We start from the raw sequence: 17616 nt of genomic DNA, 5'->3' as shown, positions 1-17616 counted from the left end.
CGCGAGAGGGGCCCGGCACCTGATCCAGGTGCCGGGCCCCTCGCGTACGTCCTAGATGCCCTGCCAGGCGGGCTTGCCGGCGAAGGTGTGGCGGAAGTAGTCCGCGAGCTTCAGCTCGGAGGCGGCGGCCTCGTCCACGACGATCGTGGCGTGCGGGTGCAGCTGGAGCGCGGAGGCCGGCACGACGGCCGCCACCGGGCCCTCGACGGTCCGCGCCACGGCCTCGGCCTTGCCCTCGCCGGTGGCGAGCAGCACCAGGTGGCGGGCTTCCAGGATGGTGCCGATGCCCTGGGTGATGACGTGGTGCGGCACCTGCTCGATGTCGTCGTCGAAGAAGCGCGCGTTGTCCACCCGGGTCTGCTCGGTGAGCGTCTTGATCCGGGTGCGGGAGGCGAGCGAGGAGCACGGCTCGTTGAAGCCGATGTGCCCGTCGGTGCCGATTCCGAGGATCTGCAGGTCCACGCCGCCGGCGTCGCGCAGGGCCCGGTCGTAGTCCTCGCAGGCCGCCTGGACGTCCTCGGCGGAGCCGTCGGGCCCCATGAAGGCCTCGGGGGAGAGCCCGAGCGGTTCGACGACCTGGCGGAGCACGGTGGAGCGGTACGACTCCGGGTGTCCGGCGGGGAGGCCGACGTACTCGTCCAGCTGGGCGATCCGGGCCCGCGAGACGTCCACGGAACCCGCCCGGACCAGGGCGGTCAGGGCGGCGTAGACGGGCAGCGGGGTCGAGCCCGTGGCCACGCCGAGCAGCGCGTCGGGCTTGCGGCGCAGGAGGTCGGCGATGCCGTCCGCGATGAGTTCGCCGCCCGCCTCGGCGTCCTTGACGATGACAACTTCCACGCTGTGCCTGCCGATCTGGTGAGGGGCTGGGAAGGGGTCCTGTGGTATAGACCAATCTGGGGCCAAATCTAGCAGAGGAGGAGGTCCCTTCTCATGCCGTTCCGCCCCTCGGGCGGCCCCGTCTCCATCCTCGGCCGCCCCCGCGGCCCCAGCCACTCGAACCCCGGGGTCCTGGGGCCCCGGGGGCGGGAGAGCGGGCGGGACGGGAAGCGGTGGCGGCTCGCGGGGCAGGGGGCGCGGGCGGGCGGGGAGCGGTGGCGGCTCACGGGGGGCGGGGGAGCGTGCGGGGCGGGCGGCGGTGACGGCCCGGGACCCGGTGGGCGGGGCCGGGCGGCGACGCCGGCGGCCGGGAGGGGCCGCGGAGCGGGCGAACGCCGTCGCGAGCGGGCCGGCGGGGTCCCGGCGGCCGTGCGGGCCGGCCCCGGAAACACCCGCGGGCCGCGGCGCCCGGCGGGACCCTCAGCCCGCCCGGCACCGCAGCCCGGAGTTGACCGGCCGGGGGTGTGCGGTCCCTCGGCCGTGGGGGAGGTCTCGGCGCAGTCAGGGCAGAGAGCGCCGGGTACCTCGTTCCATCCTCCTGTGCGGGGAGGATGGAAGCTCTGTCGTGTTCATTCTGGACTAGACCATTCTTCCGTGTCCATCCACGGGAACGCGGCCCTTCGGGCCCCATCCTCCAGCACGCGGCCCCGGAGATCCAGGTTCACGGACCCTGCAATTCCGCGGGTACGCTCGCACCGTGCCCTCCATGAACGACCTCGTACGCCAGCACACCGCCCTGAGCGACTCCGACCTCGAGTGGCTCCACCTGCTGGTGTCGGAGTGGCAGCTGCTCTCCGACCTCTCCTTCGCCGACCTCGTCCTCTGGGTCCCCACCCTCGACGGCACGCGGTACGTCTCCGTCGCCCAGATGCGGCCGAACACCGGCCCCACCTCCTACCAGGACGACATGGTCGGCCACCTGGTCCCGCGCGGCCGCCGTCCGCTGCTCGACGCCGCCCTCGACGAGGGCCGGATCGTCCGCGAGGGCGACCCGGAGTGGCGCGAGGAGGTCCCGGTGCGCGTCGAGTCCATCCCCGTGCGCCGCGAGGGCCGGGTCCTCGGCGTCATCGCCCGCAACACCAACCTGCTGACCGTCCGCACCCCCTCCCGCCTCGAACTGACCTACCTCCAGTCGGCCTCCGACCTCGCCCAGATGATCGCCGCCGGAACGTTCCCCTTCCCCGGCGAACAGGTCGACATGGACTCCTCGCCCCGGGCCGGGGACGGTCTCGTCCGGCTGGACGCCGAGGGCGTCGTCCAGTACGCGTCGCCCAACGCCCTCTCCGCCTACCACCGGCTCGGTCTCGCCGCCGACCTCGTCGGCCAGCACCTCGGCCAGATCACCGCCGAACTCGCGCCCTCGCGCGGCCCGGTGGACGAGGCGCTGGTCACCCTCGCCTCCGGTTACGCGCCGCGCGAGTTCGAGGTCGAGGGCAACAGCGGGGTGATCCAGCTGCGGGCGATCCCGCTCAAGCCCAAGGGCACCCGCATCGGTTCCCTCGTCCTGCTCCGGGACGTCACCGAACTGCGTCGCCGCGAGCGCGAGTTGATCACCAAGGACGCCACCATCCGGGAGATCCACCACCGGGTGAAGAACAACCTCCAGACGGTGGCCGCCCTGCTCCGCCTCCAGGCCCGCCGCATGGACTCGGACCGGGGCCGCGAAGCGCTCGAGGAGGCCGTGCGGCGCGTCGGTTCGATCGCCATCGTGCACGAGACGCTGTCTCAGAACCTGGACGAGCGGGTCCAGTTCGACGAGATCGCCGACCGCGTCATCGCGATGGTGGCGGAGATCTCCCCGGGCAAGGTCACCTGCCGGCGCAACGGGCGCTTCGGCATCCTCGACGCCGAGGTCGCCACCCCGCTCTCCATGGTCCTGACCGAGATCCTCCAGAACGCCCTCGAACACGCCTTCGCGCAGGGGGAGCGGGGCACGGTCGAGGTCGCCGCGGTCCGCGGCGAGTCCCGCGCCGATTCCCGGCTCCTGATCACGGTCCAGGACGACGGCTGCGGCCTCCCCGAGGGTTTCGACCCGCAGCGGGCCGGCAATCTCGGTCTCCAGATCGTACGGACCCTGGTGGAAGGGGAGTTGGGCGGAACCTTCGACATGCTCCCGGGCGCCGGGCGCGGTACGAAGGTGGTCCTCGACATTCCCGTGCGGCCGCAGAAGTGAGGCCCTCGCCGGAATTCCGGCGAGGGCGCGCAGCAGCGAGCCCCGGACCGAAGGGAATCGGTCCGGGGCTCGAATGCTGTGGGGTACTACTGCGCGCTGCGACTCAAGGGCGGTTGACCGCACACGTGATGTGCGCGCCGCTCGCCTGAGGCTGTCGTGGGGCGTCAGGCGCTGGCGTTGCGCGCCCGGTTGCGAGCGGCACGGCGCTTCATCGCGCGGCGCTCGTCCTCGCTGAGGCCACCCCAGACGCCGGAGTCCTGGCCGGACTCGAGCGCCCACTGCAGGCACTGCTCCATGACGGGGCAGCGGCGGCAGACGGCCTTGGCTTCCTCGATCTGCAGCAGCGCAGGACCGGTGTTGCCGATGGGGAAGAACAGCTCGGGGTCTTCCTCACGACAAACGGCGTTGTGACGCCAGTCCATGGCTGCTACCTCTCTTGGTATTACGTGCAGGTGCTTGTGAATGTGAACGCTTTCACGAATCCCTCCGCAAGGGAAGGGCCGACTGCCAGATGAACTGGTGTGGTCCTTTGGACTGAGGAGGGGTTCTGGCTCTCAGTGGAGGCCGGTCTTGCGGGCCGTCCCGATCGCCAAGAAGAGACTCGCAAACCTCGGCAGCGGATACAACCCCTTCTGGAAAGTTTTTTTTGATTCCTCGGTGTCGGCTAGGTCACAGCCGTACTTCTTAGGGGTGGATGCGCGCCTAAACGTTCGAGTGAAAGGACTTTCGCCCCTTCCACTCACACAATCACACGCAGTGCACGGCGAACGCCTGTGAACGTCACGCTCGTACGCAGTCCCAGGTGGTCTCCGTCCATCTGCAGAGGGAGGGGAACCTTCGAATGCAAGGTGAAGTCGGTCAGATCGTGCAGGGTTGACGCGTGCTTGCCGCGAGGCCCGCGTTCCGGGGTCGAAGTGAGCAGCTGGGTGGCATACCGGGCGACCGCGGGGGTAGAGAGACGCCTCAGCCCGAGCACGTCCAGGGCGGTGTCGAAGGAGGCCTCCGGTGACGCGTACACCGGGCGATTGCCCAGGTAGGTCCAGGGAGAGGTGTTGCAGATTATGGAGAGGACCAGGTCCTCGACCGGCTCCGCGCCCGGGCGTTCCAGGGTGATCGTGCCGTGCCGGCGGTTGGGCTCGTTCAGGAACTGGCGCAGCACCTGGCGCAGATAGAGGGCGTGGGTGGATCTCTTCCCGCGCTCCCGCTGCTGTTCGACCCGGCCGATGACGCTCGCGTCGAAACCCAGCCCGGCGCAGAAGGTGAACCAGCGGGACGGGACCGACTCGTCCTCCGTGCCCGGCGTCCCGGAGGCGAGCCCCAGGCTCACCGTGCGTGTCCGCCGCTCACGCAACGCGTCGAGCAGGGCGCCGGTCGCCTCGACCGCGTCGTTCGGCAGACCCAGCGCGCGGGCGAAGACGTTGGTCGAGCCGCCGGGGACGACCGCGAGGTCCGGCAGGCGGTCCGGATCGGGACCGTCGTGCAGCAGTCCGTTGACCACCTCGTTGACCGTGCCGTCTCCGCCGAGGGCGACGACCAGATCGACGTTGCCCGCGTCGGCCGCCCGTCGTCCCAGGTCACGCGCGTGCCCGCGGTACTCGGTGGTGACCGCCTCCAGCTTCATCTCACTGGCCAGCGCGTGGATGAGCACGTCACGGGTGCGGGCACTGGTGGTGGTGGCTGCCGGGTTGACCACGAGAAGTGCGCGCATGGGCGCCAGCGTACCTACCCGGCGGTACCCGCCCCAGCCGGGCCCACGGGACGTCCCGGGACCGGGCCGCGTCCACGGGCGTGCCCGCTCTTCCGCCCGGACCCCTCCCGGCCGGGCTCTCCCGCCCAGGCTTCCCCGCTCCGGAGCTTCTGCTCCGGCCCGTCCGCTCCGGCCCGGGGCCGGGCCCGGCCGTACGCCGGCCGCCCCCGCTACCCTGCCTTCCATGAGCAGTGCGGAACAGACCCCCCGTCCCACCCGTCTCACCGCCGCGGCGGCCGTGGCCGGGACCGAGGCGCTCGGACTCGTCGCCGGGGGCGTGTACATGCTGGTGAGAGCTCTGACCGGCGAGCCCGGGGACCTCACCGGCGCCCTGACGGGCGCCGTGACGCTCGTCCTCCTCGGCATGATCCCGCTCGCCGCCGCCCGCGGCCTGTGGCTGCGCCGTTCCTGGAGCCGGGGCCCCGCCGTCATCACCCAGATCCTGGCCCTGCCGGTCGCCTGGCAGATGCTCCGGGCGGGCGGCGCGCTGATCCCGGCCGGCGCCGCCCTCGGCGCCCTCGCCGTCGCGGGGCTCGTCCTCCTCGTGAACCCGGCCACCACCGAGGCGCTCGGCATCCGGGGCCCCGGCCGGGGAACCCCGTAGGGCCGGGACCGGTCCTACTCCTCCACCAGGAGCCTCTCCCGGAGCTGGGCGAGCGTCCGGGCGAGCAGCCGGGAGACGTGCATCTGCGAGATGCCCACCTCCTGCGCGATCTGCGACTGGGTCATGTTCCCGAAGAAGCGGAGCAGCAGGATGCGCTTCTCCCGGGGCGGCAGGTCCTCCAGGAGCGGCTTCAGCGACTCGCGGTACTCGACCCCCTCCAGGGCTTCGTCCTCCGCCCCCAGGGTGTCCGCCACGGCCGGGGACTCGTCGTCGGTGTCCGGGACGTCCAGGGAGAGCGTCGAGTAGGCGTTCGCCGACTCCAGCCCCTCCAGGACCTCCTCCTCCGAGATCCCCAGCCGCTCGGCCAGCTCGTGCACCGTCGGCGAGCGGCCGTGCTGCTGGGAGAGCTCCGCCGTCGCCGTGGTGAGCGAGAGCCGCAGCTCCTGGAGCCGGCGCGGCACCCGGACCGCCCAGCCCTTGTCCCGGAAGTGGCGCTTGATCTCGCCGACCACCGTGGGGGTCGCGTACGTGGAGAACTCGACCCCGCGCTCCGGGTCGAACCGGTCCACCGACTTGATCAGGCCGATCGTCGCCACCTGCGTCAGGTCGTCCAGCGGCTCGCCGCGGTTGCGGAAGCGCCGGGCCAGGTGCTCCACCAGCGGCAGGTGCATCCGTACCAGCCGGTTGCGCAGCTCCGCCTTCTCGGGGGAGCCCTCCGGCAGCTCGCGCAGCTCGACGAAGAGGGCACGGGCACCGCTCCGGTCGTGCGGAGCCGGGACCGCGGGGACGTCCGGGGTCTCGTCGGCCCCCTCCTCGTCCGCGGTCCTCTCCACCGTTCCGACGGCCCCGGCCTCTCCGGAATCCTCCGGCCTCCGCGCCCCGGAAACCCCGGCGGCGCCCTCGGGGGTCTCGGGGGCGGCCGGTGTCCCGGCGGCCTCGTGGTGCTGCTCGTGCTCGCTCATCTGGTCCGCCCGCTCCGTAACGACCTCGTGCGGTCGCGCCTTCTGCCCGGGGATGCCGGCCGTCGCGTCCCCGCTCCTCACGCCGGGCCTGGCCCCGCGCCGCGCTGTTTGTACAGGCTGATCGAGACCGTGCGGTCGTCGGCCACCGACGACTCCACCTTCCCGGCCAGCGCCGACAGCACCGTCCAGGCGAAGGTGTCCCGCTCGGGGGCGCGGCCGTCGGTCGTGGGGGCGGAGACCGTCACGTCCAGCGAGTCGTCGACCAGCCGGAAGACACAGCTGAGGACGGACCCCGGCACGGCCTGCTGGAGCAGGATGGCGCAGGCCTCGTCGACCGCGATCCGCAAGTCCTCGATCTCGTCGAGGGTGAAGTCCAAGCGCGCCGCGAGGCCCGCCGTGGCCGTACGCAACACGGACAGATAGGCACCCGCAGCGGGCAGCCGGACTTCCACGAAGTCCTGGGTCCCGGGCTCGCCTGCGATCTGGGACACCCTCACCTCCAAGGTGGCACAAGCTCATTCGGGGCTCGGGGGAGAGGCCCCCGAACCGGGCGGTACGCAGGGGGCTGCGCGGTCCGCCGTGACGCTATCGCGATCCGTCCCGCCGTGTCGCCGTGGGCCCCGCTCCCCACCGGGGGCCCTCACCCATGGTAAGACCCCGGACGCGGACGGTGGACGGGAGCTGTGGACAACGGAGACGAGCGGCCGACGGAGGGGTGACGTACCCACGCGCGGGCCCGTCGAACCACGCGCCGGCCGAACCGTCAGACGATCGCGCCGTCCACGAAGCACCAGCGCCACCGCTCGCCCGGCTCGAAGGTCCGCATCACCGGGTGCCCGGTCGAGGAGAAGTGGGCCGTGGCGTGCCGTCCCGCCGAGGAGTCGCAGCAGCCCACGTGCCCGCAGCTCAGACAGAGCCGCAGCTGGACCGGGTGCGTGCCGTCCGCCAGGCACTCCGGGCAGGTGGCGGCCAGCGGCTCCGGCTCGGGGCGCGGCAGTTCGGCAAGGTGCGGGCACTCGCTCATGATGGCCAGGTTACTTCGCGGCACGGAACGGGGACGGGCGGACATGGACGCACTACGGCTGGTGGCACTGGTGGCGGCGAGCGCCGCGATCGCGGGGGCCGCCCGCAGGACCCCGGTGCCCGCCCCGCTGCTCCTGGTCGCCGCCGGTCTCGCCGCCGCCTACGTGCCGGGCGTCCCCGACTACACGCTCGACCCGCACGTCGTGCTGCCGCTGATCCTGCCCCCGCTCCTCTACACGGCCGCCGTCGACTCCTCGTACCTCGACCTGCGGGCCAACATCAGGCCCGTCGCCCTGCTCTCCGTCGGCTACGTCCTCTTCGCCACCGTGGCCGTGGGCTGGCTCGCGTACGTCCTCGTCCCCGGCCTGCCGCTCACCGCCGCCCTCGTCCTGGGCGCGGTGATCGCCCCGCCGGACGCGGTCGCCGCCACCGCCATCGCCCGCAGACTGGGCCTGCCCCACCGGATCACCACGATCCTCCAGGGGGAGTCCCTGGTGAACGACGCGACCGCGATCACCGCCTACAAGGTCGCCCTCGCGGCGGCCGTCGGCGCGGGCGTCGGCTGGGCCGGCGGCGTGGGGGAGTTCGCGCTCGCGGCCGTCGGCGGCGTCGGCGTCGGCCTCGTCCTCATGGTCCCCATCCACTGGCTCCGCCTCCACCTGCGGGACTCCCTGCTCCAGAACACCCTCTCCCTCCTCATCCCCTTCGCCGCCTACGCGGCCGCCGAGGAGGTCGGCGCCTCCGGGGTCCTCGCCGTCGTCGTGGTCGGACTCTTCCTCGGCCACCGGGCCTGGCAGGTCGACTTCGCGACCCGGCTCCAGGAGGAGGCCGTCTGGAAGATGGTGGCCTTCGTGCTCGAATCCGCCGTCTTCGCCCTGATCGGCCTCCAGCTCCCGTACGTCGTCCGCAGCCTCGGCCCGTACGGGGTCGGCGAGGCAGCCGGGTACGCGGCCGGGGTCTTCGCCGCCGTGGTCCTCGTCCGGTTCGTCTGGGTCTGGCCGGCGACCTTCCTGCCCCGGTGGCTCTCCGTCCGCGTCCGGGAGCGGGAGCCGGAGGTGGACTGGAGGTCGCCGCTCGTCGTCGGCTGGGCCGGCATGCGCGGGGTGGTCTCGCTCGCCATCGCCTTCTCCATCCCCGCCGTCAGCCACGGGGAGGAGTTCCCGGCCCGCAACCTCGTCCTCTTCCTCACCTTCACCACCGTGATCGGCACCCTCGTGGTGCAGGGCCTCACCCTTCCGCCCCTCATCCGCCTCCTGAAGCTCCCCGGCCGCGACCGGCACGCCGAGACGCTGGCCGAGGCCCAGGCGCAGAGCGAGGCCTCGCGGGCCGCCGAGGAACGCCTCGACGCGCTCCTCGCGGACGGGCGCAACACCCTGCCCCCGCCCCTCGCCGACCGGCTGCGCGCCGTCCTCGAACGACGCCGCAACGCGGTCTGGGAGCGGCTCGGGACGGTCGACGAGGTCACCGGGGAGACGGTGGACGACACCTACCGGCGCCTCTCGCGCGAGATGATCGACGCGGAGCGGAAGGTCTTCGTACGCCTGCGCGACGAGCGCCGGATCGACGACGAGATGATGCGGACCCTGCTCCGCCGGCTCGACCTGGAGGAGGCGGCCGCCTACCGGGAGGAGGCGGACGGCTGACCGCCGCCCGGAGCGCCGGTGACCACCGCCGCGATCCGGGTGCCCGGGGGGAACGCGCCCTCCTCCGCCAGGGTCACCAGACCGTGAAGCATTTTGGCCACATAGAGTCGCTCGATGGCGAGTTCATGCCGTTCTTCGAAATCGCGTGTGAACTCCTCCAGAGCGGGGGACACGCGCGCGTAGCCCCCGCCGTGGAAACGCTCGTCCAGGGACCAGTCGCCGCGCGGACCGCCGAACGCCGCCTCCTGGAGGGCCCGGACCTCCCCGCCCAGGAAGCCCCCCCTGAGCACCGGGACGCCGAGGGCCCGCTGCCCCGGGGCGAGACCGGCCGCGAGGCCCGCGAGGGTGCCGCCCGTGCCGCAGGCGACGGCGACCGTGTCCGCCGCCCCGGCCAGCTCCCGGCCCAGCTCCGCGCAGCCGCGCGCGGCGAGCGCGTTGCTGCCGCCCTCCGGGACCACGTACGCGTCCGCGCGGGTCCGCTCCAGGAGCGCCGCGAGGACGGCGGGGTCGTTCTTCGCGCGGTACGTGGCCCGGTCCACGAACTCCAGACGCATCCCGTCCGCCGCGCACCGCGCGAGGGAGGGGTTGAGCGGGCGCCCGGCCAGCTCGTCGCCGCGGACCACCCCGATCGTGGGGAAACCGAGCAGCCGGCCGGCGGCCGCGGTCGCCCGCAGGTGATGGGAGTACGCCCCGCCGAAGGTGAGCAGGGGGCGCCCGCCCGCCGCGCGCAGGTTGGGCGTCAGCTTGCGCCACTTGTTGCCCGGGAGGTCCGGGTGGATGAGGTCCTCGCGCTTCAGGAGCAGCGTGAGGCCGCGCCGGGCGAAGCGCTCGTCCTCCACCGGCTCCAGGGGTGAGGGCAGCCGGGGGCGCAGCGGCGAGAGGTCGAACGCGTTCACCTGGCCATTGTGCCGCCCGTGCGGCGCGCGGCCCGGTGGCGGGTGCGCGGGCCGGGGCGGTTCCGGCCGGGACCGGGCACCCGGGCCCCGGACGGGCGGAGCACGGGTGCCCGGGGTACGGGCGCCGCCTATCGCAGCAGGTCGGCGACCCGCTCCCGCATGGAGGCCATGCTGAAGCCGCGCGGATCGGACTTCCCCGGCTGCCACTCCAGGTGGCCGATGACCGACCGGTGCGTCCAGCCGTGCGCCCGGCACACGGCGGCGGCCGCCTTCGCGATGGCCTCCAGCTGGACCTTCGGCCACGGGTCCTCGCCGTCCCCGAGGTTCTCGCACTCGAAGCCGTAGAAGTGCCGGTTGCCGTCCGTGGTGGCCTCGTCGTCCACGGGCAGGCGCCGCTCGGCGATGACCGCCCGGAGCACCTCGTCGTCGCCGAGCCCGGCGTGGTTGGCGCGGCCGTAGCCGACGAGGTGGACCCTGCCGTCCTTGGCGATCACGCCGTGGCAGAGCGGTCCCGGCAGGCCCGCGTAGCCGTCGCGGCAGATGCGGACGGTGCCGGCGGTGCCCCGGGTCACGGTGTGGTGGATCATCACGCCGTGCACCGGGCCCCAGGGGCCCTTGTGGTTGCGGTTGTGGGTGGCCCAGTCGCCGACCTGGACGACCGCGAGGCCCTCGCCGCGCAACGCGCCGAGGAACCTGCTCGCGGACATGGGTGAAGCCATGACCGACTCCTTCCGGAGGACGGGATCGAACTTCCGGAGTACCGGAGTCCGCGGATTCGCCGCCATCCGTTCGGGCCGTGTGCGAGCCGATCCGGCCAGGGGGCCGGAAGGGTGCGCCGGACCTCGCCCGTCCGGAGGGGAAACGGGCGGCACGCCCCGGAAGTCGTCGAACAGACCCACTCGATCGTGTAATGGCGCCGACACGGTGAGTAGTGAAAGGCTGATCCCGCAACTCAGGCAACGAGAGGGAGTTCCATGTCCGTAGGTTCGGTTGGCGACGAGATCCGCGCGGAGCAGCAGGCGCCGCAGCAGAGTCTCGGCACCGCCGCCGCGCGGAACCTCGCCACGACCACCAAGTCGGCACCGCAGATGCAGGAGATCACCTCACGGTGGCTGCTGAGGACGCTGCCGTGGGTCCAGGTGCAGGGCGGTACGTACCGGGTCAACCGGAGGCTCAGCTACTCCGTGGGAGACGGTCGCGTCACCTTCGTCCAGACCGGCGAGCACGTCGCGGTGATCCCCGCCGAACTCGGCGAACTCTCCGCCCTCCGGGGCTACGAGGACGAGGACGCGCTGGCCGAACTGGCGGCCCGCTGCACCCAGCGGGAGTACGCGGCGGGCGAGATCATCACCGTCGCGGGTGCCCCCAGCGACCGGGTGTACCTCCTCGCCCACGGCCGGATCGAGCAGATCGGCGAGGGGCCGTACGGTGCCGAGGCCGTCCTCGGCGTCCTCGCCGACGGCGCCCATCTCGGCGGTTCCTCCCTGATCCGCGACGACGCCACCTGGGAGTCGACCGCCCGGGCCGCCACCGCCTGTACGGTCCTGGAGCTCACCCGGGACGACGTGCGGAACCTGGCGGACCGGGTCGACTCGCTCGCCACGCACCTCGCGACCGTCGCCGCGCTGCCCGAGCAGCGCACCAACAAGTACGGCGAGGCCGCCATCGACCTCTCCGCCGGTCACGTCGGCGAGGCCGTCGTCCCCCACACGTACGTCGACTACGACGCCTCGCCCCGCGAGTACGAACTGAGCGTCGCCCAGACCGTGCTCAAGGTCCACAGCCGCGTCGCCGACCTCTACAACCAGCCGATGAACCAGACCGAGCAGCAGTTGCGGCTCACGGTCGAGGCGCTCCGCGAGCGCCAGGAGCACGAACTCATCAACAACAAGGAGTTCGGCCTCCTCTCCAACTGCGACTACGAGCAGCGCATCCAGCCCCACGACGGCGCCCCGAGCCCCGACGACATGGACGAGTTGCTCTCCCGCCGCCGGGGCTCGAAGCTGTTCCTCGCCCACCCGCGCGCCATCGCCGCCTTCGGCCGCGAACTCAACAAGCGCGGCCTGGTGCCCGAGACCATCGACATCAACGGCAACCGCATCCCGACCTGGCGCGGTGTGCCGATCTACCCGTGCAACAAGATCCCGATCTCGGACGCCCGGACCACCTCGATCCTCTGCATGCGTACCGGTGAGGCCGACCAGGGCGTGATCGGTCTGCACCAGACCGGTCTCCCCGACGAGATCGAGCCCAGCCTCTCCGTCCGCTTCATGGGCATCGACGAGCAGGCGATCATCTCCTACCTGGTCACGGCCTACTACTCGGCGGCGATCCTCGTCCCGGACGCGCTCGGCGTCCTGGAGAACGTCGAGATCGGCCGCTGGCGCTGAGGCGGCGGTGCCCGGGGCGGGGAGCCGGCTCCCCGCCCCGGGCACCCTCCCGGCTCGTCGCGGCGAACGATCGCCGCGAAGAACGCGAAGGAAACAACCGTGACCATGACCAGCGCGAACGCCGTCACCGACGGTCTGGGAGCCGTGACGCTCCTGGACCGGACACGGGCGGCCGTCCACCCCCAACTCCGCTCGACCGTCGAGACCCTGCCCGGTTCCGTGCGGCGGGTGGCGATGTACCACCTCGGCTGGGAGCACGCCGACGGCACCCCGGCCGCGGAGCAGGCGGGCAAGGCCATCCGGCCCGCCCTCGTCCTCGCCGCGGCCCGCGCGCTCGGCGCCGAGGAGGCCCGAGCCGTGAAGGCCGCCGCCGCGGTGGAGCTCGCGCACAACTTCACCCTGCTCCACGACGACATCGTCGACGGGGACCCGACCCGGCGCCACCGCCCCACCGCCTGGACGGTCTTCGGCATCCCGGACGCGCTGATCGCCGGGGACGCGATGAGCGCGCTCGCCCTGCGCCTGCTCGCCGAGGACCCGCACCCCTCCTCGGCCGCCGCCTCCGCGCGTCTCGCCGCCTGCGTCATCGAACTCTGCGCGGGACAGCAGGCGGACTGCGCCTTCGAGCAGCGCGGCCCGCGCGAGGTCTCCCTCGACGAGTGCATGGTCATGGCCACCGCCAAGACCGGTGCCCTGCTCGGCTGCGCCTGCGCCCTCGGCGCGCTCTACGCCGGCGCGGGCGAGGAGGAGGTCGCGGCGATGGACGCCTTCGGCCGGGAGGCCGGCCTCGCCTTCCAGCTGATCGACGACCTCATCGGCATCTGGGGGGACCCGGACCGCACGGGCAAGCCGGCCGGGGCCGACCTGGTCGCCCGCAAGAAGTCGCTGCCCGTGGTGGCGGCGCTCGCCTCCGGGACACCGGCCGGGGACGAGCTGGCCGAGCTGTACTCCCGCCCGGTCCTCGACGCGGAGGCGGTCCGGGCGGCGGCGGACGCGGTGGAACGGGCCGGTGGACGCGACTGGGCGCAGGCCCAGGCCGCCGAGCGCATGGGCCGTGCCGTCGAGCACCTGGCACAGGCGGTTCCGGACCTGGCGGCCGCGGGGGACCTCCTCGCCCTCGCGGAGTACGTCACCCGGCGCACGCGCTGAGACCGGAGGGGTTCAGGCGCCCCGGGGACCCCGGGCGCGCCGGGGCCCCGCCGGCCCTTCCGGTCCCGCCGACCCCGCCGGTCCTGCCAACCCACCGGCCCCGGGGGCCGGGCGGGCTCAGGACGGCGGGGCGACGCGGTGGACCACGGTCTCGATCAGGGAGTCCAGGTCCTGATCGCCGTGGAGTTCCGGGACGGTGAAGTGGTCGAGCAGCAGCCCGGTGAGGGCGAAGTAGAGGACCCGCACCGTGTCCGCGTCCCCCGGCATGCCGGAGTCGAGGTGGAGCCGGATGTTCTCGTCGAGGTCGGAGCGGAGCACCTTGGTGAGCTGGGTCCGCAGCTCCGGACGGCGCACGGCCTCCAGCCGCAGCTCGAAGAGCCCCAGGTAGCAGGTGCGTTCCGCCGCCAGGCGTCCGGCGGCCCAGCGCATCAGCTCGACCAGCAGCTCCCGGCCGGGCGCGGGCCGCATGGCGGTGTCGATGGCTCCGGGGGGCGGGGTGAGCCGTACGAAGATCCGGTCTCCCACCTGGGAGAGCAACTGGTCCCGGTGGTCGAAGTAGTTGGACGAGGTGCCCGTCGGGACCCCCGCCCGGGCGTCGACCGCCCGGAAGGTGAGGCCCCGGGCCCCCTCCTCCGCCAGTACCTCGATGGCAGCGTCGAGCAGGGTCGTACGGCGTTCCGGGTTTCTCGCCACGTGGGACTCCCTCTTGTCGGGCGTGTTCGGGTCGGCGGCAGGCCTTGCGCAACCACTACAGGTGAAGCACTATAGCTGTCGTGGTTGCGGCAGTCGCCGTGCCCCACCCCCGAGGAAGAGGACCGGTTTGCGCAAGCTCACCTACTACATCGCCTGCACCATCGACGGCTTCATCGGCGACCCCGAGGGCGACGCCACCTCCATGCACGCGTACGCCGAAGGCGCGTACCTGCGGTGGATGGGGGAGGAGTACCCGGAGACGCTGCCGACCGCCGCCCGGGAAGCCCTCGGCGTCGATGGCCCCCACAGGCACTTCGACACCGTCGTCCAGGGGATGAAGTCCTACCGGATCGCCCTGGACGTCGGCGTCACCAGTCCCTACAACCACCTGCGCGAGTTCGTCGCCACCCGCTCGCTCGCGGAGTCGCCCCACCCCGACGTCGAGCTGATCTCCGACGACCTCGTCGGCCGCGTCCGGGAGCTCAAGGCCGAGGACGGTCCCCTGGGCATCTGGCTCTGCGGCGGCTCCACCGTCGCCGGCGAACTCGTCGAGGAGATCGACGAGCTGATCATCAAGACCTACCCGCAGGTGTACGGCACCGGCATGCCGATGTTCGGCACCGGCTTCGAGCCCCGGGACTTCGCACTGGGCGACGTGCGCGCCTTCGACAACGGCGTGATCGTCCGCACCTACTCCAGGAAGCGGTAGCGCGCGCATCCGGGCCGACGGGAGGGCGTGCGCTCGGGCCGGCGGGAGCGCGCGCACCCGGGCGGACGGAAGCGGCGGGAAGCGCCCCCGCGCCGGGCGTCCTACTCTGGAGACATGGGCGACGAGGCGTTCCGCACGACCCGGGACCCGCGGGCCGAGCATCCCTGCCCGGCCTGTGGCGGACCGCGTGCCGCGCGAGCCGTCCGGCACAAGGTCCTCGGGGCCTGGGTGCCGGAGTGGGAGGTGCGGCCCTGCCGCGACCCGGAGTGCCCGCTCCACGAGGAGGACGAGGATTCCGGAGGCGCGGAAGCCGCGACCGCGCACGTGACCGGCAAGAACGGCGAGACCGGGAGAAGTCCGGCTCCGGGGTGACCGGGTGCGCGGTGGAGCCGGTCATACCGCTACAGTCCGCGCATGTCATCGGAGTCGACAGAAGTCTGGACCGGCTGGTACCGGGACCGCAGCGGCGCGGAAGCGATCGTCATCACGGCCGACGGACGGCGCGTCGCCGTCCGGATCAGGGGGACCGAGTACACGGGCGACAGCTTCGCCTCGCTCGCCGCTCCCGACGGGCAGACCCTCACCGGCTGCGTCCTGGAGTGGGACCTCCCGCTTCCCGTCGTCCTGGACGGGGCCACCCAACAGGCCACGCTGAGTTGTCTCCTGACGCTCGGCGAGCGGCCCGACCTCAGCCTGACGCTGCACTGCGGCGGCGCGGCCTTCGAGGCGTGCGTCGCGGGAGGCGATTTCGAGGGGGCGCTGGACCGGGTCCGACGCCAGCTCCCGCCCGGCGCGGACTTCGGCCGCCGGCTCCTCCCGGCGGCCTGAGACCCGCGCCCGGACGGCCCGGACGGGCACGGGACCGCGACCGGGGGTGTGAACGCGACCGGATGTGCGGACGGCGGCGCCCGGGGAGGGGTGCCGCCGTCCGCGTACCCGTGCCCGTCAGCCCTTGAAGGCGGAGACGAGGCCGTAGCGCCACAGCTGGTCGACGCGGGACCGCTCCTGCGCGTTCGGCTGGGCGTTCTGGCAGGACGTGCCGGGGCCGCCGCCCGACATCAGCTCGCTGCACGGGCCGCTGTAGTGGTCCGGGAGCCCGAGGACGTGCCCGGTCTCGTGGGCCGTGACCCGGGTCGAGTTGTACTGCTGGTTCTGCCGGTAGTCGAGGAAGATGTAACCGCCGCCGTGGCCGTCGGTGCTGGCGTACGAACCACGGGAGTCGTTGCCCTCGTAGTAGCGGAAGTCGGGATTGCTGCCCTCGACGAGCCGGACGTTCACCACCGAGCTGTTCCATATCTGGGCCGAGCGGGCGATCTGGGTGCGGAAGCTGGGCGCGTTGGCGGCGCTGTAGACGACGGTGACGGCTTCCGCGCCGGGAACGGCGGCCCGCTTCTTCGCCACCGACTTCACGACGGCGTCGAAGAAGGCCCGGTTGGCCTTCGCCTCCTCGGCCGAACCGGCGTACCCGGCCACGGCGTTGCCGGCGGACACGGCCCGGTCGTCGGGCGCGGCGGCGGCCGGGGCCGCGCCGAGGGAGGCGGCGAGACCGAGGCCGAGGGCGGCGGTCAGCGCGGAGGTGAGGACCTTGGAGTGACGCATGGGGGGCTCCTCCTGTAGGGGTCGGGGAGAGTCTGGAGGGAACCGGACCGCGCGGGGATGATGTCAACCGCCGATAACCCCGTCGCATCACCCTCCGCCGCCCTCCAACGCCCTTGGAAAGGAAGGGAATCGAAGGGTTCCGGCTATCTGGTGCGTCTCGTGGGGCCGCCCTACCCTCGGGGCATGGAGCTGGAGGTGAGGCATCTGCGCGCGCTCTGCGCCATCGCGGACGCGGGCAGTCTGCACAAGGCGGCGCGCCAACTGGGCATGAGCCAGCCCTCGTTGACGACCCAGCTGCGCCGGATCGAGAACTCCCTGGGCGCCGAACTCTTCTCCCGGGGCCGCACCGGCTGCCGCCCCACCCCGCTCGGCCGCTCCCTCCTCAGCCGGGCCCGCCCCCTGGTCGCGGACATGGCCGCGCTCGTCACCGAGGCCCGGGCCGCCGCCGCCCGCGCCGAAGGCCCCGGGCTCCGCGTCGGCTCCACCGCCAGCCGGGCCCTCCCGGGCTGGCTCCGCCGGCTCCGCCAGCGCCTGCCCGGTACCGAGGTCGGCCTGCGGGTGGACGTCTCCGCCAACGCGCTGTTGCGCACGGTCGCCGCGGGCCGGCTCGACGTGGCCTTCGTGCACGAGGTGGAGGGATGTCCGTTACGGGTCCCCGAGGGACTCACGGAACGGGTCCTGGTCGCCCGCGAACCGCAGTTCGTCTCCATGGCCCGCGACCACCCGGCCGCCGCCCGGCCCGTCGTGGACCTCACCGACCTCGCGGACGACCACTGGATGGTCGACCCGACCGTCGACGGCGAGTGGGACGGGCTCCGCCGGGTCCTGGACGCCGCCGGAATCGACCCGCCGCTGCTGCACGGCGACTACCACACGGCCGCCTCGCTCATCGTCCTCGGCGAGGCCGTCGCCCCCTGCCAGCCGACCTCGGGCCCGCGCGAGGACATGGCCGTCCGCCCGCTGCGCGGCGACCCCCTGGCCGTCCGGCTCCTGCTGTACGGGCGCCCCGGCGCCCCCCTGGACACGCTGTACGCGGAACTCTCCGCCGCCTACCGCGAGGTCGCCCTCCGCGCGGCCCCGTACCGCGAGTGGCTGCGGGGACAGGGGGCGGCGGCGGGACGGTCGGTGGGACCGTGCATGACGGCGGTGTGA

19 protein-coding genes are annotated in these 17616 nt (G+C 73.1%); 9 read left to right on the top strand and 10 right to left on the bottom strand.

What is annotated here, in order from left to right; translation table 11 throughout:
- Nucleotides 1–51 precede the first annotated feature (51 nt).
- Nucleotides 52–837: a glucosamine-6-phosphate deaminase gene (gene nagB / locus ACZ3IL_RS02000; protein WP_467385622.1), complete on the bottom strand. Its 786-nt coding sequence runs from the start codon at nucleotides 835–837 to the stop codon at nucleotides 52–54.
- A 745-nt stretch (nucleotides 838–1582) separates the two neighbouring features.
- Between nagB and ACZ3IL_RS01995 the strand changes: the two genes are divergently transcribed.
- A complete protein-coding gene (locus ACZ3IL_RS01995; RefSeq protein ID WP_467385621.1) occupies nucleotides 1583–3049 on the top strand; it encodes a sensor histidine kinase in 1467 nt (488 codons plus the stop codon).
- Nucleotides 3050–3213: 164 nt separating this feature from the next.
- Here the strand turns inward: ACZ3IL_RS01995 and ACZ3IL_RS01990 are convergent, their stop codons facing one another.
- Both ACZ3IL_RS01990 and ACZ3IL_RS01985 read right to left on the bottom strand, forming a co-directional pair.
- Complete coding sequence (locus ACZ3IL_RS01990) at nucleotides 3214–3471, bottom strand: WhiB family transcriptional regulator (protein WP_003953983.1); 258 nt, start codon at nucleotides 3469–3471, stop codon at nucleotides 3214–3216.
- Nucleotides 3472–3788: 317 nt separating this feature from the next.
- Nucleotides 3789–4757 (bottom strand): diacylglycerol/lipid kinase family protein, encoded by a 969-nt coding sequence (locus ACZ3IL_RS01985; protein WP_467385620.1) that lies wholly within the window; start codon nucleotides 4755–4757, stop codon nucleotides 3789–3791.
- Between the two features lie 223 nt (nucleotides 4758–4980).
- On the opposite strand from ACZ3IL_RS01985, the gene ACZ3IL_RS01980 reads away from it, so the two are divergent.
- On the top strand, nucleotides 4981–5400 hold the full coding sequence (locus tag ACZ3IL_RS01980) for a hypothetical protein (RefSeq protein ID WP_467385619.1): 420 nt from the start codon (nucleotides 4981–4983) through the stop codon (nucleotides 5398–5400).
- Nucleotides 5401–5414: 14 nt separating this feature from the next.
- Here ACZ3IL_RS01980 and ACZ3IL_RS01975 read toward each other — a convergent pair whose 3' ends face one another.
- The 3 genes from ACZ3IL_RS01975 to ACZ3IL_RS01965 all read right to left on the bottom strand — a co-directional run bounded on the left by ACZ3IL_RS01975 (nucleotide 5415) and on the right by ACZ3IL_RS01965 (nucleotide 7386).
- Nucleotides 5415–6443, bottom strand: coding sequence for an RNA polymerase sigma factor SigF (locus ACZ3IL_RS01975; RefSeq protein WP_467385618.1), 1029 nt, complete (start codon nucleotides 6441–6443; stop codon nucleotides 5415–5417).
- The gene (locus ACZ3IL_RS01970) at nucleotides 6440–6853 is read right to left on the bottom strand and encodes an ATP-binding protein (RefSeq protein ID WP_019889334.1); all 414 of its coding nucleotides are present in this window, start codon (nucleotides 6851–6853) and stop codon (nucleotides 6440–6442) included. Before ACZ3IL_RS01970 ends, ACZ3IL_RS01975 begins: the two co-directional genes overlap by 4 nt.
- 272 nt (nucleotides 6854–7125) lie before the next feature.
- A complete protein-coding gene (locus ACZ3IL_RS01965; RefSeq protein ID WP_467385617.1) occupies nucleotides 7126–7386 on the bottom strand; it encodes a UBP-type zinc finger domain-containing protein in 261 nt (86 codons plus the stop codon).
- A 43-nt stretch (nucleotides 7387–7429) separates the two neighbouring features.
- Here ACZ3IL_RS01965 and ACZ3IL_RS01960 point away from each other — a divergent pair, with 43 nt between their 5' ends.
- Nucleotides 7430–9028, top strand: a complete 1599-nt coding sequence (locus ACZ3IL_RS01960; RefSeq protein WP_467385616.1) for a Na+/H+ antiporter — start codon at nucleotides 7430–7432, stop codon at nucleotides 9026–9028.
- Here ACZ3IL_RS01960 and ACZ3IL_RS01955 read toward each other — a convergent pair.
- Nucleotides 9004–9924, bottom strand: a complete 921-nt coding sequence (locus ACZ3IL_RS01955; RefSeq protein ID WP_467385615.1) for a 1-aminocyclopropane-1-carboxylate deaminase/D-cysteine desulfhydrase — start codon at nucleotides 9922–9924, stop codon at nucleotides 9004–9006. The two genes, ACZ3IL_RS01960 and ACZ3IL_RS01955, sit on opposite strands and share 25 nt — an antisense overlap.
- 128 nt (nucleotides 9925–10052) lie before the next feature.
- On the bottom strand, nucleotides 10053–10643 hold the full coding sequence (locus ACZ3IL_RS01950; protein WP_467385614.1) for an N-acetylmuramoyl-L-alanine amidase: 591 nt from the start codon (nucleotides 10641–10643) through the stop codon (nucleotides 10053–10055).
- A 255-nt stretch (nucleotides 10644–10898) separates the two neighbouring features.
- On the opposite strand from ACZ3IL_RS01950, the gene ACZ3IL_RS01945 reads away from it, so the two are divergent.
- Nucleotides 10899–12314 carry a family 2B encapsulin nanocompartment shell protein gene (locus ACZ3IL_RS01945; RefSeq protein ID WP_467385613.1) on the top strand — a complete coding sequence of 472 codons (1416 nt, stop codon included), beginning with the start codon at nucleotides 10899–10901 and terminating at the stop codon, nucleotides 12312–12314.
- 105 nt (nucleotides 12315–12419) lie between these two features.
- On the top strand, nucleotides 12420–13463 hold the full coding sequence (locus ACZ3IL_RS01940; RefSeq protein WP_467386767.1) for a family 2 encapsulin nanocompartment cargo protein polyprenyl transferase: 1044 nt from the start codon (nucleotides 12420–12422) through the stop codon (nucleotides 13461–13463).
- A gap of 117 nt (nucleotides 13464–13580) precedes the next feature.
- On the opposite strand, the gene ACZ3IL_RS01935 is transcribed toward ACZ3IL_RS01940, so the two are convergent.
- The gene (locus ACZ3IL_RS01935) at nucleotides 13581–14156 is read right to left on the bottom strand and encodes a TetR/AcrR family transcriptional regulator (RefSeq protein ID WP_467385612.1); all 576 of its coding nucleotides are present in this window, start codon (nucleotides 14154–14156) and stop codon (nucleotides 13581–13583) included.
- Nucleotides 14157–14283: 127 nt separating this feature from the next.
- On the opposite strand from ACZ3IL_RS01935, the gene ACZ3IL_RS01930 reads away from it, so the two are divergent.
- The 3 genes from ACZ3IL_RS01930 (at nucleotide 14284) to ACZ3IL_RS01920 (ending at nucleotide 15693) form a co-directional block, all read left to right on the top strand.
- A complete protein-coding gene (locus ACZ3IL_RS01930) occupies nucleotides 14284–14865 on the top strand; it encodes a dihydrofolate reductase family protein (protein ID WP_467385611.1) in 582 nt (193 codons plus the stop codon).
- 114 nt (nucleotides 14866–14979) lie between these two features.
- Nucleotides 14980–15237, top strand: coding sequence for a hypothetical protein (locus ACZ3IL_RS01925; RefSeq protein WP_467385610.1), 258 nt, complete (start codon nucleotides 14980–14982; stop codon nucleotides 15235–15237).
- A gap of 42 nt (nucleotides 15238–15279) precedes the next feature.
- Nucleotides 15280–15693, top strand: coding sequence for a DUF6304 family protein (locus ACZ3IL_RS01920; RefSeq protein WP_467385609.1), 414 nt, complete (start codon nucleotides 15280–15282; stop codon nucleotides 15691–15693).
- A gap of 117 nt (nucleotides 15694–15810) precedes the next feature.
- Here the strand turns inward: ACZ3IL_RS01920 and snpA are convergent, their stop codons facing one another.
- A complete protein-coding gene (gene snpA, locus ACZ3IL_RS01915) occupies nucleotides 15811–16464 on the bottom strand; it encodes a snapalysin (protein WP_467385608.1) in 654 nt (217 codons plus the stop codon).
- Nucleotides 16465–16647: 183 nt separating this feature from the next.
- On the opposite strand from snpA, the gene ACZ3IL_RS01910 reads away from it, so the two are divergent.
- Nucleotides 16648–17616, top strand: a complete 969-nt coding sequence (locus ACZ3IL_RS01910) for a LysR family transcriptional regulator (RefSeq protein ID WP_467385607.1) — start codon at nucleotides 16648–16650, stop codon at nucleotides 17614–17616.

It is taken from the genome of Streptomyces sp. NPDC014907 (genome assembly GCF_055562975.1).
The sequence above is the reverse complement of the archived record's forward strand: the minus strand, read 5'-3'. Positions and strand labels throughout refer to the sequence as shown.

Excerpts from the sequence above, each read along its gene's own strand:
- ACZ3IL_RS01910 (WP_467385607.1), top strand. The coding sequence starts at position 16,648 with ATGGAGCTGGAGGTGAGGCATCTGCGCGCGCTCTGCGCCATCGCGGAC.
- ACZ3IL_RS01925 (WP_467385610.1), top strand. The coding sequence starts at position 14,980 with ATGGGCGACGAGGCGTTCCGCACGACCCGGGACCCGCGGGCCGAGCAT.
- ACZ3IL_RS01950 (WP_467385614.1), bottom strand. The coding sequence starts at position 10,643 with ATGGCTTCACCCATGTCCGCGAGCAGGTTCCTCGGCGCGTTGCGCGGC.
- ACZ3IL_RS01920 (WP_467385609.1), top strand. The coding sequence starts at position 15,280 with ATGTCATCGGAGTCGACAGAAGTCTGGACCGGCTGGTACCGGGACCGC.
- ACZ3IL_RS01945 (WP_467385613.1), top strand. The coding sequence starts at position 10,899 with ATGTCCGTAGGTTCGGTTGGCGACGAGATCCGCGCGGAGCAGCAGGCG.
- snpA (WP_467385608.1), bottom strand. The coding sequence starts at position 16,464 with ATGCGTCACTCCAAGGTCCTCACCTCCGCGCTGACCGCCGCCCTCGGC.
- ACZ3IL_RS01985 (WP_467385620.1), bottom strand. The coding sequence starts at position 4,757 with ATGCGCGCACTTCTCGTGGTCAACCCGGCAGCCACCACCACCAGTGCC.
- ACZ3IL_RS01965 (WP_467385617.1), bottom strand. The coding sequence starts at position 7,386 with ATGAGCGAGTGCCCGCACCTTGCCGAACTGCCGCGCCCCGAGCCGGAG.
- ACZ3IL_RS01960 (WP_467385616.1), top strand. The coding sequence starts at position 7,430 with ATGGACGCACTACGGCTGGTGGCACTGGTGGCGGCGAGCGCCGCGATC.
- ACZ3IL_RS01980 (WP_467385619.1), top strand. The coding sequence starts at position 4,981 with ATGAGCAGTGCGGAACAGACCCCCCGTCCCACCCGTCTCACCGCCGCG.
- ACZ3IL_RS01990 (WP_003953983.1), bottom strand. The coding sequence starts at position 3,471 with ATGGACTGGCGTCACAACGCCGTTTGTCGTGAGGAAGACCCCGAGCTG.
- ACZ3IL_RS01995 (WP_467385621.1), top strand. The coding sequence starts at position 1,583 with ATGAACGACCTCGTACGCCAGCACACCGCCCTGAGCGACTCCGACCTC.
- ACZ3IL_RS01940 (WP_467386767.1), top strand. The coding sequence starts at position 12,420 with ATGACCAGCGCGAACGCCGTCACCGACGGTCTGGGAGCCGTGACGCTC.